The 15,614-nt window shown below is 55.3% G+C and carries 12 protein-coding genes; 6 read left to right on the forward strand and 6 right to left on the reverse strand.

Features of this window, described 5'->3' with window-relative positions; genetic code table 11:
• Positions 1–4: 4 nt before the first annotated feature.
• Genes pqiA through rlmKL form a run of 3 tightly spaced genes read right to left on the reverse strand, consistent with a single transcriptional unit; the run spans position 5 to position 5,301 of the window.
• Positions 5–1,258, reverse strand: a complete 1,254-nt coding sequence (gene pqiA, locus WM46_RS09680) for a membrane integrity-associated transporter subunit PqiA (protein ID WP_061077052.1) — start codon at positions 1,256–1,258, stop codon at positions 5–7.
• A 14-nt stretch (positions 1,259–1,272) separates the two neighbouring features.
• A complete protein-coding gene (locus tag WM46_RS09685) occupies positions 1,273–3,180 on the reverse strand; it encodes an ABC transporter ATP-binding protein (protein WP_102602131.1) in 1,908 nt (635 codons plus the stop codon).
• A gap of 12 nt (positions 3,181–3,192) precedes the next feature.
• Positions 3,193–5,301 carry a bifunctional 23S rRNA (guanine(2069)-N(7))-methyltransferase RlmK/23S rRNA (guanine(2445)-N(2))-methyltransferase RlmL gene (gene rlmKL, locus WM46_RS09690; protein WP_102602132.1) on the reverse strand — a complete coding sequence of 703 codons (2,109 nt, stop codon included), beginning with the start codon at positions 5,299–5,301 and terminating at the stop codon, positions 3,193–3,195.
• Between the two features lie 97 nt (positions 5,302–5,398).
• Here rlmKL and WM46_RS09695 point away from each other — a divergent pair, with 97 nt between their 5' ends.
• Entirely contained in the window at positions 5,399–6,508 is a 1,110-nt protein-coding gene (locus WM46_RS09695; protein ID WP_102602133.1) for a YcbX family protein, read from the forward strand.
• Here the strand turns inward: WM46_RS09695 and zapC are convergent.
• Entirely contained in the window at positions 6,505–7,047 is a 543-nt protein-coding gene (gene zapC, locus WM46_RS09700) for a cell division protein ZapC (RefSeq protein ID WP_102602134.1), read from the reverse strand. The two genes, WM46_RS09695 and zapC, sit on opposite strands and share 4 nt — an antisense overlap.
• Positions 7,048–7,226: 179 nt before the next feature.
• Positions 7,227–8,237 (reverse strand): quinone-dependent dihydroorotate dehydrogenase, encoded by a 1,011-nt coding sequence (gene pyrD / locus WM46_RS09705; protein WP_061077047.1) that lies wholly within the window; start codon positions 8,235–8,237, stop codon positions 7,227–7,229.
• Between the two features lie 243 nt (positions 8,238–8,480).
• On the opposite strand from pyrD, the gene ssuE reads away from it, so the two are divergent.
• Genes ssuE through ssuB form a run of 5 tightly spaced genes read left to right on the forward strand, consistent with a single transcriptional unit; the run spans position 8,481 to position 12,732 of the window.
• On the forward strand, positions 8,481–9,056 hold the full coding sequence (gene ssuE / locus WM46_RS09715; protein WP_102602135.1) for an NADPH-dependent FMN reductase: 576 nt from the start codon (positions 8,481–8,483) through the stop codon (positions 9,054–9,056).
• Positions 9,049–10,023 (forward strand): sulfonate ABC transporter substrate-binding protein, encoded by a 975-nt coding sequence (locus WM46_RS09720; RefSeq protein ID WP_102602136.1) that lies wholly within the window; start codon positions 9,049–9,051, stop codon positions 10,021–10,023. Before ssuE ends, WM46_RS09720 begins: the two co-directional genes overlap by 8 nt.
• Positions 10,020–11,165: an FMNH2-dependent alkanesulfonate monooxygenase gene (gene ssuD, locus WM46_RS09725; protein WP_102602137.1), complete on the forward strand. Its 1,146-nt coding sequence runs from the start codon at positions 10,020–10,022 to the stop codon at positions 11,163–11,165. Before WM46_RS09720 ends, ssuD begins: the two co-directional genes overlap by 4 nt.
• A gap of 11 nt (positions 11,166–11,176) precedes the next feature.
• Complete coding sequence (ssuC, locus tag WM46_RS09730) at positions 11,177–11,968, forward strand: aliphatic sulfonate ABC transporter permease SsuC (protein WP_102602138.1); 792 nt, start codon at positions 11,177–11,179, stop codon at positions 11,966–11,968.
• Positions 11,965–12,732 carry an aliphatic sulfonates ABC transporter ATP-binding protein gene (gene ssuB / locus WM46_RS09735; RefSeq protein WP_102602139.1) on the forward strand — a complete coding sequence of 256 codons (768 nt, stop codon included), beginning with the start codon at positions 11,965–11,967 and terminating at the stop codon, positions 12,730–12,732. The genes ssuC and ssuB overlap by 4 nt, the downstream gene beginning before the upstream one ends.
• A 104-nt stretch (positions 12,733–12,836) precedes the next feature.
• On the opposite strand, the gene pepN is transcribed toward ssuB, so the two are convergent.
• Positions 12,837–15,449 carry an aminopeptidase N gene (gene pepN / locus WM46_RS09740; protein ID WP_102602140.1) on the reverse strand — a complete coding sequence of 871 codons (2,613 nt, stop codon included), beginning with the start codon at positions 15,447–15,449 and terminating at the stop codon, positions 12,837–12,839.
• Positions 15,450–15,614: the final 165 nt, after the last annotated feature.

Here is a 15,614-nt window from a genome sequence, read left to right on the forward strand (position 1 = left end):
GTTGTCAGGACTCCTCATGGCCTGGTTCTGGTTCACGATCCCACGACAGACGCGGATCAAATGTCATCGCAGAAAACATTGTCATAATGACGACTAAAGCAAACATTAATGCACCCATTGCTGGATAAATATTCATTAAACCTCCCATGCGCACCAGCGCAGAGAGCACCGCGATAACAAACACATCAATCATTGACCAGCGACCTACAAACTCCACCACTTCGTAAATCAGGTGCATGCGTTCACTGTCACGCTTGCCATGCCCTTTGGCATCCCAGCAGAGCCAGGCAATTGCGATCATTTTTAGCGTCGGCACCATAATACTGGCGATAAAGATCACCGCCGCGACCGGGTAAGAGCCCTCGCTCCAGATTAAAACCACCCCCTCAAGAATGGTGGAAGGCAGTTTCGACCCCAGCAAATCGGTGATCATGATCGGCAGAATATTCGCGGGTAGATACAGCATGATCGACGTGAACAGTAATGCCAGCGTCCACTGCAGGCTGTTTCTGCGGCGCACATACCCTTTTGTTTCGCAGCGCGGGCAAAGATGCTCATCCGCCGGAAGGATCGCCGTACAGCAGGAACAAGAACGTAATCCCTGACGGATGCCAGGAACGCCAGGCGTTAACGTCTGTTTAATCACGGGCATAGGGGCGATGTCATCCCACAGCCAGCGACGATCGACACACTGAAATGCACGCAGTTGCAGAATGCAGAAGAAACACCAGGGGATAAAGCTACTGCCGACGCCGATATCGCCATATGCCATCAGTTTGACGAAACTCACCAGCACGCCCGCGAGGAAGATTTCCGCCATTCCCCAGCTCTTTAGCTGAAACAGAATGCGCGCCAGTTGGGCTTTGAGCCTTCCGGGCATTTGAACCCGATTCACCAACAACAGAATGGTTAACAGGCAAAACGCGGGAACCAGTTGAACGAAGAGTAAAAAGAAAGTACCGAGACTGGCGTAATCTTCCGAAAAGAGGACGCCAGGAATTTCCATCAGGGTCACTTCACTGCTCACCCCGGCGACATTCATATTCACAAAAGGGAACAGATTCGATAAAAGCAACATAAACAGCGCAACTAACGCATAGGCAGTGGGACGCTGTCTCGGCGCGTCCCACATCACCGTCAATGTTGTGCCACATCTCGGACATGCCGCTTTCTGCCCATGCTCAAGGTGGGGTAATGCCACCAGCATGTCACACTGCGAGCACAAAATGTGCTTTGCGGCATGATGATGTTCGCACATGGTGTGCTCCTTAATTATGCACCATTCTTTAACGCTTCAAGATACTCCCAGCGCTCAAAGGCCTGCTCAAGTTCTTGCTCTGCTTTTGCCAGATCGGCCAAAACCTGTTGCGTCTGCTCATGAGGCTGGCTGAAAAACGCGGCATCGGCAACCTGCGCCTGCAGCGCTTCCAGTTTCGCTTCCAGTTCTTCCAGCAACTGCGGTAACTGTTCCAGTTCGCGCTGCAGTTTATAGCTTAGTTTGCTACTGGCGCGTTTTACAATTTCTGCTTTCGGGGCAACCACTTCCTCAGTTTTTTTCGCCACTGGCTGTTTAAACGCCAGATGTTGTTCCTGTTGACCGCGCGCATCATGATAGCCGCCGACGTAGCGACCGATTTTTCCGTTGCCTTCGAAAATCCAGCACTCGGTCACCGTATTATCGACAAACTGACGATCGTGGCTCACCAGCAACACGGTGCCCTGATAACCATCAATCAGCTCTTCCAGCAACTCCAGCGTTTCGACGTCAAGATCGTTCGTTGGTTCATCGAGAATCAACAGATTGCTGGGTTTCAGAAAAAGACGCGCCAGCAGCAGACGATTTCGCTCTCCGCCTGACAGTGCGCGCACCGGGGTCATCGCCCGTTTCGGATGGAACAGGAAGTCCTGCAAATAGCCGAGCACATGGCGCGGTTTGCCGTTAACCATCACTTCCTGCTTGCCTTCGGCGAGGTTGTCCATCACCGTCTTGTCCGGATCCAGCTCGGCCCGGTGCTGGTCGAAATACGCGACTTCCAGTTTCGTACCGACGTGGATACGACCGCTGTCCGGCGGTAACTGGCCTAACATCAGCTTCAGCAACGTGGTCTTGCCACAGCCGTTAGGACCGATCAGGGCAATTTTATCGCTGCGCTGAACCTGAGCAGAAAAGTCTTTCACCAGCTGTTTGCCGTCGACCTGGTAATCCACGTTCTCCATTTCGAAGACGATCTTACCGGAGCGGGTCGCCTCTTCGACCTGCATCTTCGCGGTGCCCATCACTTCGCGACGTTCGCTGCGTTCGCGGCGCATCGCTTTCAGCGCCCGCACGCGGCCTTCATTTCGGGTACGACGAGCTTTGATGCCCTGGCGGATCCACACCTCTTCCTGTGCCAGCTTGCGATCGAACTCGGCGTTCTGGAGTTCTTCGACGCGCAGCGCCTCTTCTTTCTCAACCAGGTACTGATCGTAATTCCCCGGATAGGTCACCAGCTTGCCACGATCGAGGTCGACAATGCGGGTCGCCATATTGCGAATAAAAGAACGGTCGTGGGAGATAAAAATGATCGTCCCGTTGAACGATTTCAGGAATCCTTCCAGCCAGTCAATGGTTTCAATATCGAGGTGGTTGGTCGGTTCATCCAGCAGCAGAACGCGCGGATTACTGACCAGCGCACGCCCCAGCGCGGCTTTACGCAGCCAACCGCCGGACAGCGACGACAGCGCTGCGTTAGGATCCAGTCCTAGCTGCGCCAGCACTTCGTTGATTCGGTTTTCCAGTTGCCACAGATTGTGGTGATCGAGCTGCTCCTGCACTTTTGCCAGCTCATTTAGGTTTCTGTCGCTCGGATCGGTCATCACCAGGCGTGAAATATCGTGGTAACGCTTGAGATATTCCGCCTGCTCTTCAATGCCTTCCGCAACAAAATCGTAAACGGTGCCTTCCACGTTGCGTGGTGGATCCTGTTGCAAACGAGCAACGATCAGATCCTGCTCATAAATAATGCGCCCATCGTCCAGACCCTGCTCACGATTGAGGATCTTCATCAACGTTGATTTTCCGGCGCCGTTACGGCCCACCAGACAGACGCGTTCGTTATCTTCGATATGCAGTTCTGCATTATCGAGAAGCGGCGCGTCGCTGAACGACAGCCATGCGCCATGCATACTGATTAATGACATTTACTTATCCTTTCAGGCCGCGGTAATCAACCAGCAGTTATGGATTTGACGGTTACGGGCAAAGTCCTGGGAAAGCGTTTTTTGGGTGATTTCTTGTGCTTTCAGTCCCAGCGCCGCCAGTCCGTCAAGATCCATACGGAATCCGCGTTTATTGTTGGAGAACATGATCGTGCCGCCTTTTCGCAGCAGACGTTTCAGATCTTTCATCAGCGCCAGGTGATCGCGCTGAACGTCAAAGGCATCCTCCATCCGTTTCGAGTTGGAGAACGTCGGGGGATCGATAAAAATCAGATCAAACTGTTCATTGGCTTCACGCAGCCAGGCCAGACAGTCGGCCTGGATCAGGCGATGCGCGCGTCCGCTCAAGCCGTTCAGACGCAGGTTGCGCTCCGCCCACTCAAGATAGGTACGCGACATGTCGACCGTCGTGGTGCTGCGCGCGCCGCCTAAACCTGCGTGCACGCTGGCGCTGCCGGTGTAGGAGAACAGGTTAAGGAAATCTTTGCCGTTGCTCATCTGCCCCAGCATCCGTCGCGCAATACGGTGATCGAGGAACAGTCCGGTATCCAGATAATCGGTCAGGTTCACCCACAGGCGAGCGTTGTATTCGCTTACCTCAATGAATTCCCCCTTCTCGTTCATCTTCTGATACTGGTTTTTCCCTTTCTGTCGCTCACGGGTTTTCAGCACCAGCTTGTTCGGCGCAATCTCCAGCACCGACAGGGTGGCCGCGATGATGTCGAACAGTCGCTGACGCGCTTTCTGTGCATCGATAGTTTTCGGCGGGGCGTACTCCTGAATCACTACCCAGTCGGCGTAGCGATCTACCGCTACGTTGTATTCAGGCAGATCGGCATCGTACAGGCGGTAGCATTCAATCCCTTCCTGACGCGCCCACTTTTCCAGTTTTTTGATGTTCTTACGCAGACGGTTGGCATAGTCTTCCGCCACCGTTGCCGGTTTGCTGTCCGGCGTGCTTTCCGCTACATGGTAGTTTTTCTGCACGCAGTCCAGCGGACCGTTTTTCGCTTTGAATTGCTTGTCCGCGCGCAGTTGCAGGCTGCTTAGCAAATCCGGTGAGGCGCTGAACAAAGAGAGATTCCAGCCGCCGAACTGGTTCTTCATGGTACGCCCCAGCAGGCTGTGCAGCGCAATCAGCGCCGGCTCGCTGTCCAGACGCTCGCCGTAAGGCGGGTTGCTGATCACCGTCCCGTAAGGGCCTTTCGGCAGTGGATTGCTCAGATTCGCCACGTCTTTGACTTCGAAGGTGATCAGCTCGCCAATACCTGCGCGACGGGCGTTGCTGCGCGCGCGTTCAATCACGCGGGCATCGCTGTCAGAGCCGTAAAAATGCGAGGTATAGTCAGCCAGACCTTTGCGGGCGCGGGTTTGCGCTTCCGCTTTCACGTCCTGCCAGATAGCGTCATCATGCTGCGCCCAGCCGCTAAAGCCCCAGCGACCACGGTGTAAGCCCGGTGCGCGATCGGTCGCCCACATGGCCGCTTCAATCAACAGCGTACCCGAACCGCACATCGGGTCGAGCAGCGGTGTTCCCGGCTGCCAACCAGAGCGCATCACAATCGCCGCCGCCAGCGTCTCTTTGATCGGCGCCAGACCGGTGCGATCGCGATAACCGCGCAGATGCAGGCCATCACCGCTTAAATCCAGCGCAATGCTGGCCGTGTCTTTATTCAGCCAGACGTTCACGCGGATATCCGGCGATTCGCGATCGACATTCGGGCGCGGCAGATTTTTACGCGTGAATGCATCAACAATCGCATCTTTGACTTTCATCGCACCGTACTGGCTGTTGCGAATGGTGTCGTTCAGCCCACTGAAGTGGACAGCAAAGGTCGCACCCGGATTAAACATCGCCGTCCAGTCGATGGCCTGCACACCAAGGTAAAGGTCTAAGTCACTGTAAACTTTGCACTCACCCAAAGGTAAAATAATGCGCGAGGCCAGGCGACTCCACATCAGGCTCTGGTAAACAAGCCGGGTGTCGCCCTGAAAATGGACCCCACCCTGAACCACCTGACACTCCACGGCGCCGAGGCTTTCCAGTTCAGTTTTTAACAGCTCTTCCAGCCCACGGGCCGTACTGGCAAACAAAGAATTCATAGCGTCACTTATACTCGAAGAAAATTGCTGCGCATTATAGCTAATATGGGCGCTATGTCATAAAGTTGAGGGCTTATTTCTTTTGAGGGGCCGTACCGTGTTGACGTTATCCAGACTTTTCATCCACCCCGTCAAATCAATGCGCGGCATTGGGCTGACCCACGCTCTGGCAGACGTCAGCGGTCTGGCTTTCGATCGTATTTTTATGATCACCGAAGCCGATGGCACCTTCATCACAGCGCGTCAGTTTCCACAAATGGTGCGCTTTACCCCCTCCCCTCTGCATGACGGCCTGCATTTGACCGCACCTGACGGCAGCAGCGCGCTGGTACGGTTTGCTGATTTTGCCGCCCAGGATGCGCCAACGGAAGTCTGGGGCAACCATTTTACCGCACGAGTCGCCCCCGATGCGATTAATCAGTGGCTTAGCGGCTTCTTCTCCCGCAGCGTGCAACTCCGTTGGGTTGGTCCACAGCTGACCCGGCGGGTTAAACGCCACGCGGGCGTGCCGCTCTCCTTTGCCGATGGTTTTCCGTACCTGCTGGTGAATGACGCTTCGCTGCGCGATCTGCAGCAGCGCTGTCCGGCGGGCGTGCAGGTTGAACAGTTCCGCCCGAACATCGTAGTTTCTGGTGCAACGGCATGGGAAGAAGACAACTGGAAAGTGATCCGCATTGGCGAGGTTATCTTTGATGTAGCGAAGCCGTGCAGCCGCTGTATTTTTACCACGGTCAGTCCGGAAAAAGGGCAAAAACACCCCTCCGGCGAGCCGCTGGCCACGCTGCAAACCTTCCGTACCGCGCCTGACAATGGCGATGTCGATTTCGGGCTAAACCTGATCGCCCGTAACAGCGGAGTGATTCGCGTTGGCGACGACGTTGAAATTTTAGCGACTGGCCCGGCCCGGGTGTACGGCGCCGCCGCGCAGGATGACGCCGTTGATGCCGTGCAACAGCCCGATTCCACCGTCACCATCGACTGGCAGGGACAGGCGTTTGTGGGGAACAATCAGCAGGTATTGCTTGAGCAACTGGAGAACCAGGGGATCCGGGTTCCCTATTCGTGTCGGGCAGGAATTTGCGGCTGCTGTCGTATCAAACTGCTGGAAGGCGAAGTGAACCCGCTGAAGCGATCGGCACGTGGCGACGATGGCACCATTCTCAGCTGTAGCTGCGTGCCAAAAACCGCACTGAAGCTGGCGCTTTAAACCGCCTGTTCCAGGCTGAAGCTGTGCGGACGGAACTGCGGCTTCAGTCGGTCATTCATTATTTTAATCGCATCACCAAGCTGCATAGTCCGCCCGGCCACAACCAAGCCGGGTTGCGCCAGCAGGCACAGCGCCGCATTCTCGCCAGGCTCCACCACTAACAGATTGATTTGCTCCTGGGTATCGCTCAGCCAGACACAGGCCGCATCGCCGGTTCCGGGTACCCAGTTTTCGCCGTGCGCAACAAAGTGCCAGCTTTTCGGCATTTGTGGTTTCAGATAGCGAATGGCCACCAGCGCATTGAGCACCAGCTCCGCTTTCTGGTCTTTAGAGAGCTCAAGGTCGCGACACTTTTCTTCAAAAGAGAAGTACAGCGCGGCATCATCAACGCAAAAACCAGACGGTGAGAATGCATCCGGGGTAAGCATTTTGCGGGCAAAACGCGAGCGAAATAACATGCCATTGGCTAAATCGAGCATCATTCGGTCATGCTCTTCGTCATAATACCAGCGCCAGTTATCGTCAGGTTTAATTCGCATTATTTTCTCTCCCCTCTCCATCGCCCCGTTGCAAAATTGTCCTTTTTCGCCGCTTCGTTTATTACCTTAATAAGCAAAGCCTAAAATGTTTAAATAAGCAACAGTGAAAGAATATAAAACAACCAGGGGAGGAAATAAACCCCTGGTTGTCTGATATTCTGATAAAGAGAGAGAAAAAATCAAATATGGGTTACGATTTCTTTAATCAGCGGCGGACCTTTAAAAATAAAACCAGAATAAATCTGAACCAGCGACGCCCCGGCAGCCATCTTCTCGCGCGCGGCAATCACTGAGTCGATACCGCCGACGCCAATAACAGGCAACTGACCTTTTAATTCCTGAGACAGACGGCGGATAATTTCTGTACTTTTTAATTGCAGCGGACGACCGCTTAAGCCACCCATTTGATCGCAATTTTTCATTCCCTGAACCAGAGAACGATCGAGTGTTGTATTGGTGGCAATAACGCCATCAATATTATGCCGTACTAAACTATCGGCAACCTGGATCAGTTCTTCCTCAGAAAGATCCGGCGCGATCTTTACTGCGATCGGAACATATTTCTGGTGGATCGTTTGCAGATCGTTTTGTTTATTTTTAATCGCCGTAAGCAAATCATCCAGCGCGTCGCCATATTGCAATGAACGTAATCCCGGCGTATTTGGCGAGGAGATATTAATAGCAATATAACCGGCATAGGCATAGATTTTTTCCATACAAATCAGATAGTCATCTTTACCCTGCTCAACCGGCGTATCTTTATTTTTGCCGATATTAATCCCGAGCACCCCGTCATAATGGGCCTTTTTAACGTTCTCCACCAGGTTATCAACGCCGTGGTTATTAAAGCCCATACGGTTGATCAAACCTTCGGCATCGACCAGGCGGAACAGTCTTGGCTTATCGTTGCCGGGCTGTGGACGCGGGGTCACGGTGCCGATCTCGATCGAGCCAAATCCCATCGCGCCCAGGGCATCAATACACTCCCCGTCCTTATCCAGACCGGCGGCCAGACCGAGCGGATTTTTGAAGGTTAATCCCATACAGGTAACCGGTTTTGCCGGAACTTTCTGGCGGATCAGCGCTTCTAGCGGCGTTCCCGTCACACGACGTAATTGCTGAAATGTTAATTCATGAGCGCGCTCAGGATCGAGCTGGAAAAGGGCTTTACGAACGAAGGGGTAGTACATGAACTCTCCTGGATTCCCGGTGTGCAAACCGGGGGCGTATTATGGGTGATATCGGTCAAAAAGGGAATTGACCTGCGGCAATAAAAAGCAAACGTTTTCCCTGGCAGCTTCTTTTTATGCAATTTTCAGCTTTTCTATTCCGCATAAATCATTTCGATTCCCGATTCCCCTCTGTCAGACTGCAAAAATTGTTATCAATGTTAAATAAAAGCGAACAATTGGTTATAAGGGGAGAATGCATTTATGCGCGTCATCACTCTGGCGGGAAGCCCACGCTTTCCCTCTCGATCCAGTGCCTTACTGGAATATGCCCGGGAAAAATTGAACGGTCAGGACGTTGAGGTGTACCACTGGCATTTGCACAACTTCGAGCCTGAAGATCTGCTGTATGCCCGTTTCGATAGCCCGGCGTTAAAAACACTGGTTGAGCAACTGAAAGAAGCGGATGGTCTGATCGTTGCCACGCCGGTCTATAAAGCGGCCTATTCCGGGGCGCTAAAAACGCTGCTCGATCTGCTCCCGGAACGGGCGCTGGAAGGTAAAGTCGTCCTGCCACTGGCGACGGGCGGCACCGTTGCTCATCTGCTTGCCGTCGATTACGCGCTGAAACCGGTGCTCAGCGCCCTGAAGGCCCAGGAGATTTTACATGGCGTCTTTGCCGATGACTCCCAGGTGATCGACTATCAACATAAGCCGCATTTCACGCCCAATTTACAGCTGCGTCTTGATAACGCGCTGGAAACGTTCTGGCACGCCCTGCATCGCCGCGATGTTAAGGCTCCCGCCTTTGAGACTGTGCGAGGTGCGGCCCATGCGTAATCTTCTTAAAGCCCGTACGGCATGGCTGGCATTCGCTGGACTGCTAGCCTTTACCGGACTGACACAGGCGGCGGAGCCCTCACCAGATGCCCTGCGTATTGGCTATCAGAAAGGCAGCATCAGTATGGTTCTGGCGAAAAGCCACCAGCTGCTTGAAACGCGTTATCCCGGAACAAAAATATCCTGGATTGAATTTCCCGCCGGGCCGCAGATGCTGGAAGCCCTGAACGTCGGCAGTATTGATCTGGGCAGCACCGGCGATATTCCGCCCATTTTCGCCCAGGCCGCCGGGGCAGATTTAGTGTACGTCGGCGTCGAGCCGGCGAAACCGAAAGCCGAAGTGATTCTGGTGCCGGAAAACAGCCCCATCAAAACGGTGGCGGAACTGAAAGGTCACAAAGTCGCGTTCCAGAAAGGCTCCAGCTCGCACAACCTGCTGCTGCGTGCCCTGCAACAGGCCGGGCTGAAATTTACCGATATCCAGTCTACCTACCTGACCCCTGCCGATGCCCGAGCGGCTTTCCAGCAAGGGAATGTCGATGCGTGGGCCATCTGGGATCCTTACTATTCTGCAGCATTATTGCAGGGCGGCGTGCGCGTGCTGAAAGACGGCAGCGATCTGAAACAAACAGGATCGTTCTATCTCGCCGCGCGACCGTACGCAGAGAAAAACGGCGCATTCATTCAGGGCGTGCTGGAAATCTTCAGTCAGGCGGACGCGTTAACCCTTAGCCAGCGTCAGGAGAGTATCGCGCTGCTGGCAAAAACGATGGGTCTGCCGGAACCCGTGATTGCCTCATATCTCGATCATCGCCCGCCAACCACCATTTCACCGGTCAGCGACTCTGTGGCCGCGTTGCAGCAACAGACCGCGGATCTGTTTTACGACAACCGCCTGGTACCGAAAAAAATCGATATTCGCCAGCGCATCTGGCGCCCTACTCAACAGGAAGGAAAATCATTATGAGCCTGAATATGTTCTGGTTTTTACCGACGCACGGTGACGGTCACTATCTGGGAACGGAGGAAGGCTCTCGCCCGGTGGATCAAGGCTATTTGCAGCAGATTGCGCAGGCGGCGGATCGTCTGGGATTCACCGGTGTGCTGATCCCAACCGGGCGATCCTGCGAAGACGCGTGGCTGGTCGCGGCATCGATGATCCCGGTAACTCAGCGACTCAAATTCCTGGTGGCATTGCGCCCGAGCGTCACTTCACCGACGGTCGCCGCACGGCAGGCCGCGACGCTTGACCGCCTCTCCAATGGTCGCGCGTTGTTTAACCTGGTCACCGGCAGCGATCCACAGGAACTGGCGGGCGACGGTGTGTTTCTCGATCACAGTGAACGTTACGAGGCCTCTTCGGAGTTCACCCAGGTCTGGCGTCGTTTATTGCAGGGCGAAACCGTCGATTTTAACGGCAAGCATATCCACGTTCGCGGGGCGAAGCTGTTTTTTCCGCCGCTCCAACAGCCGTATCCCCCACTCTACTTTGGTGGCTCTTCCGACGTCGCTCAGGATCTGGCCGCTGAGCAGGTCGATCTTTACCTCACCTGGGGTGAACCGCCTGAACAGGTGAAAGAGAAGATCGCCCAGGTGCGAGCCAAAGCCGCTGCGCGCGGGCGTAACATTCGTTTTGGCATTCGCCTGCACGTCATTGTCCGTGAAACCAACGAAGAAGCATGGCGGGCCGCGGATCGGCTGATCGCCCACCTTGATGACGACACTATCGCGAAGGCGCAGGCGGCGTTTGCCCGGACGGATTCCGTTGGTCAGCACCGGATGGCGGCGCTGCATAACGGCAAGCGCGACCAACTGGAGATCAGCCCGAATTTGTGGGCTGGTGTGGGTCTGGTGCGTGGTGGCGCCGGGACCGCGCTGGTCGGTGACGGCCCGACGGTGGCGGCGCGCATCAATGAATATGCCGCGTTGGGCATCGACAGCTTTGTCCTTTCTGGCTATCCACACCTGGAAGAGGCTTACAGGGTCGGCGAACTGTTGTTCCCGCATCTGGACGTCGCGATCCCGGAAGTCCCACAACCGCAGCGCCTGCATCAGCAGGGTGAAGCGGTGGCGAATGAATTTATCCCGCGCAGCGTTGCGCAGAGCTGAGGAGAACCATGATGGCAACGCCAACGAAAAAGTGGTTGTTACGCGTTGCCCCCTGGTTTTTACCGGTGGGCATCGTCGCCGTCTGGCAACTGGCCTCCTCCATGGGCTGGCTCTCCGGGCGTATTTTACCCTCACCGGAAGGGGTGGTAACCGCCTTCTGGACGCTCTCCGCCAGCGGCGAACTCTGGCAACATCTGGCCATCAGCTCCTGGCGTGCGCTGATCGGCTTTTCGATCGGCGGTTCGATTGGCCTGACGCTGGGGCTGATTAGCGGCTTATCGCGCTGGGGAGAACGCCTGCTGGATACCTCAATCCAGATGCTGCGCAACGTTCCGCATCTGGCACTCATCCCGTTAGTGATCTTGTGGTTTGGCATTGATGAAACCGCGAAGATCTTCCTGGTCGCGCTGGGGACGCTCTTTCCTGTCTATATCAATACCTGGCACGGGATCCGCAACATCGATCGCGGTCTGGTGGAGATGGCGCGCAGCTACGGATTATCCGGTTTTTCGCTGTTTCTCCATGTGATCCTGCCCGGCGCCCTGCCCTCGATCATGGTCGGCGTGCGCTTTGCGCTGGGGCTGATGTGGCTGACGCTGATTGTCGCGGAGACCATTTCGGCCAATTCAGGAATCGGTTATCTGGCGATGAATGCGCGGGAGTTTCTGCAAACGGATATCGTGGTTGTCGCCATTATTCTCTACGCCCTGCTCGGTAAACTGGCCGACGTCAGCGCTCAACTGCTGGAACGCGTCTGGCTGCGCTGGAACCCGGCTTATCATGTGAAGGAGGCCACCGTATGAATACCGCCCGTCTGAACCAGGGTACGCCGCTCCTGCTGAATGCGGTAACGAAAAAGTACGCGGCAAACACCGTACTGAATCAGCTTGATCTCCATATTCCGGCAGGCCAGTTTGTCGCCGTCGTCGGACGCAGCGGCGGGGGCAAAAGCACCCTGCTGCGTTTGCTGGCGGGGCTGGAATCACCGAATGCCGGAGAACTGCTGGCAGGGACCACGTCGCTTCGCGATAGTCAGGACGATACCCGCATGATGTTTCAGGATGCCCGACTTCTGCCGTGGAAGTCGGTGATCGACAACGTGGGTCTGGGGCTGAAGGGTCACTGGCGGGACGCTGCGCGTCAGGCGCTGGCGGCGGTTGGGCTGGAAGACCGTGCGACGGAATGGCCAGCGGCGCTTTCCGGCGGACAAAAGCAACGCGTCGCCCTTGCGCGGGCGCTGATCCATCGGCCGGGCCTGCTGTTGCTTGACGAACCGCTTGGCGCACTGGATGCGTTAACGCGTCTGGAGATGCAAGAACTTATTGTTTCGCTGTGGCAGGAGCATGGTTTTACTGTACTGCTGGTGACGCATGACGTCAGCGAAGCCGTGGCGATGGCCGATCGGGTGTTGCTGATTGAGGATGGCAAGATTGGACTGGATCTGACGGTCGACATTGTGCGCCCCCGCCGCCTGGGCTCGGTGCGTTTAGCGGAGCTGGAGGCCAACGTGTTGAGTCGGGTTATGCAGCGTGGGGTAACGGAACAGCCGATCCGTCGGCATGGATAAGCATTCAGGACATTGTAGGCCCGGTAAGCGTGAGCGCCACCGGGCATTTTGCCGGATAGCGGCGTTACCGCCTTATCCGGCCTACTAAACGACAGGTCAAGATCTCAGGCTAACGCTTTGGTTACCTTCTCGAACAGATCGCCGGAGAGATTCTCCAGCCCTTTCAACTGTTCCAGCGCGGCACGCATTTTTTGCTGACGCTTCGCATCGTAACGTTTCAGACGGATCAAGGGTTCGATCAGACGCGACGCCACCTGCGGGTTACGGCTGTTAAGCTCGGTCAACATCTCAACCAGGAACTGATATCCGCTGCCATCTTCGGCATGGAAAGCCGCTGGGTTACTGCCGGCAAACGCGCCAATCAGCGAACGAATACGGTTCGGGTTGCTCATGCTGAACGAACGGTGTTTCAACAGGCCGCGCACCGTGTCCAGCACGTTATCCGCCGGACTGGTGGACTGCAGGATAAACCATTTGTCCATCACCAGACCGTCCTGATGCCACTTGTCGTCATACTCCTGCATCAGCGTGTCACGGCACGGCAGTTGTGCAGCCACGGCCGCAGACAGCGCCGCCAGCGCATCGGTCATGTTGTTGGCTTCACGATACTGCTTGCTCACCAGCGCGTCCGCCAGCGTCGTTTCACCAAAGGCCAGGAAGCGCAGGCAGGCGTTACGCAGCGTACGTTTGCCGATGTCCGCATGCTCAACGCGGTACTCCTCCAGCCGGTTGGCGTTGTAGATCGCCAGGAACTCATCCGCCAGTTCGGTCGCCAGCGTACGCGTTAACGCTTCGCGAACTTCCGCGATCGCCAGCGGATCGATGATATCAAACAGCTCAGCAATTTCGTTTGCCGAAGGCAACGTCAGGATCTCCGCCGCCAGCGCCGGATCGATCTTCTCATCCAGCAGCACCGCGCGGAAGGCATCCGCCACATGCACCGGCAATGACAACGGTTGTCCCTGCTGATGACGTGCCACGTTCAGCTTGATATACGTTGCCAGCAGACTTTGCGCCGCGTCCCAACGGGAGAAGTCGTTGCGCGCATGACGCATCAGAAACGTCAGTTGCTGATCGCTCCACTTATACTCCAGTTTCACCGGGGCTGAAAACTCGCACAACAGCGCCGGTACCGGCTGGAAATAAACGTTATCGAACACAAACGTCTGCTCCGCCTGCGTCACATTCAGCACGGCGTTTACCGGGTGACCGCCTTTCTGCAACGGGATCACTTTACCTTCGTTGTCATACAGTTCAATGGCAAACGGAATGTGAAGCGGCTGTTTTTCGGCCTGATCCGGCGTTGCTGGCGTGCGCTGGCTGAGGGTCAGCGTGTATTGCTCGGTTTCCGGGTTGTAGTCATCTTTGACGGTAACAACCGGCGTGCCGGACTGGCTGTACCAGCGACGGAAGTGGGAAAGATCGACGTTAGACGCATCTTCCATGGCCTGAACGAAATCATCACAGGTCGCCGCGCTACCGTCGTGACGTTCAAAATACAGCTGCATCCCTTTCTGGAAATTCGCCTCGCCCAGCAGGGTGTGGATCATGCGAATCACTTCTGCGCCCTTTTCATACACGGTCAGGGTGTAGAAGTTGTTCATTTCAATGACCATGTCCGGGCGGATCGGATGCGCCATCGGGCTGGCATCTTCAGCAAACTGCAGGCCGCGCATAGTGCGCACGTTGCTGATCCGGTTAACCGCACGAGAACCGAGATCCGAACTGAACTCCTGATCGCGGAAAACGGTCAAGCCCTCTTTCAGACTCAACTGGAACCAGTCGCGACAAGTGACGCGGTTACCGGTCCAGTTGTGGAAATACTCATGGCCAATCACGCGTTCAATATCGAGATAATCTTTGTCGGTGGCGGTGTCGGTACGCGCCAGCACGTATTTGGAGTTAAAGATATTAAGCCCTTTATTCTCCATCGCGCCCATATTAAAGAAGTCGACGGCGACAATCATATAGATGTCGAGATCGTATTCCAGGCCGAAGCGCTCTTCATCCCACTTCATCGAGTTCTGTAGCGACGTCATCGCCCACGGCGCACGATCGAGATTGCCGCGATCCACGTACAGTTCCAGCGCGACTTCACGCCCGGACCGGGTTATAAAGGTGTCGCGCAGCACGTCGAAATCACCGGCAACCAGCGCAAACAGATAGCACGGTTTCGGGAACGGATCCTGCCACTGAACCCAGTGACGACCGTTTTCCAGTTCCCCCTCGCCGGTGCGGTTACCGTTGGAGAGCAGGAACGGATATTGACTTTTATCGGCAATAATTTTGGTGGTAAAACGCGCCAGTACGTCCGGACGGTCGAGATACCAGGTAATGTGGCGGAAACCTTCCGCTTCGCACTGGGTGCAGAGTGCATCGCCCGATTGATACAGACCTTCCAGCGCGGTATTCCGGGCCGGGCTGATTTCATTCACAATTCGCAGCGTAAAACGCTCGGGCAGATTGCTGATCACCAGCGCGCCCGCTTCTTCTTTCCAGGCTGTCCACGGTTCATCATTGACGTGGAGAGAGACCAGTGTCAGATCTTCTCCATCCAGTTTCAGCGGGGCATCCGATGCGCCATGACGAACAGCCTGGCTCACTGCCGTGACCACGGTTTTTTCAGCATCCAGGTCAAAGGTCAAGTCAATATCAGTAATCTGGTAATCCGGCGCACGGTAGTCGTGGCGGTATTTGGCTTGTGGCTGTTGTGTCATAAAAAAACCTTTAGCATCTTTTGAAGAGTCTCGTCTCCAGTCTATTCCTGTTGCGTAAAACGCGCTACGCAGAATGTTTATCTTTTCAGGCACAAACACTCATTTCGCTACATTTTTATAACACGAGGCACGAAATGCACTCGACCCTAACCTCAGCTTATGGTG

Origin of the sequence: Citrobacter freundii complex sp. CFNIH2, assembly GCF_002880615.1 — a bacterium.
GTDB classification, from domain to species: Bacteria; Pseudomonadota; Gammaproteobacteria; order Enterobacterales; family Enterobacteriaceae; genus Citrobacter_A; species Citrobacter_A amalonaticus_F.

Bases quoted from the DNA above. Each gene is read 5' to 3' on its own strand.
- pqiA (WP_061077052.1), bottom strand. From the start codon at position 1,258: ATGTGCGAACATCATCATGCCGCAAAGCACATTTTGTGCTCGCAGTGT.
- WM46_RS09685 (WP_102602131.1), bottom strand. From the start codon at position 3,180: ATGTCATTAATCAGTATGCATGGCGCATGGCTGTCGTTCAGCGACGCG.
- rlmKL (WP_102602132.1), bottom strand. From the start codon at position 5,301: ATGAATTCTTTGTTTGCCAGTACGGCCCGTGGGCTGGAAGAGCTGTTA.
- zapC (WP_102602134.1), bottom strand. From the start codon at position 7,047: ATGCGAATTAAACCTGACGATAACTGGCGCTGGTATTATGACGAAGAG.
- pyrD (WP_061077047.1), bottom strand. From the start codon at position 8,237: ATGTACTACCCCTTCGTTCGTAAAGCCCTTTTCCAGCTCGATCCTGAG.
- ssuE (WP_102602135.1), top strand. From the start codon at position 8,481: ATGCGCGTCATCACTCTGGCGGGAAGCCCACGCTTTCCCTCTCGATCC.
- WM46_RS09720 (WP_102602136.1), top strand. From the start codon at position 9,049: ATGCGTAATCTTCTTAAAGCCCGTACGGCATGGCTGGCATTCGCTGGA.
- ssuD (WP_102602137.1), top strand. From the start codon at position 10,020: ATGAGCCTGAATATGTTCTGGTTTTTACCGACGCACGGTGACGGTCAC.
- ssuC (WP_102602138.1), top strand. From the start codon at position 11,177: ATGGCAACGCCAACGAAAAAGTGGTTGTTACGCGTTGCCCCCTGGTTT.
- ssuB (WP_102602139.1), top strand. From the start codon at position 11,965: ATGAATACCGCCCGTCTGAACCAGGGTACGCCGCTCCTGCTGAATGCG.
- pepN (WP_102602140.1), bottom strand. From the start codon at position 15,449: ATGACACAACAGCCACAAGCCAAATACCGCCACGACTACCGTGCGCCG.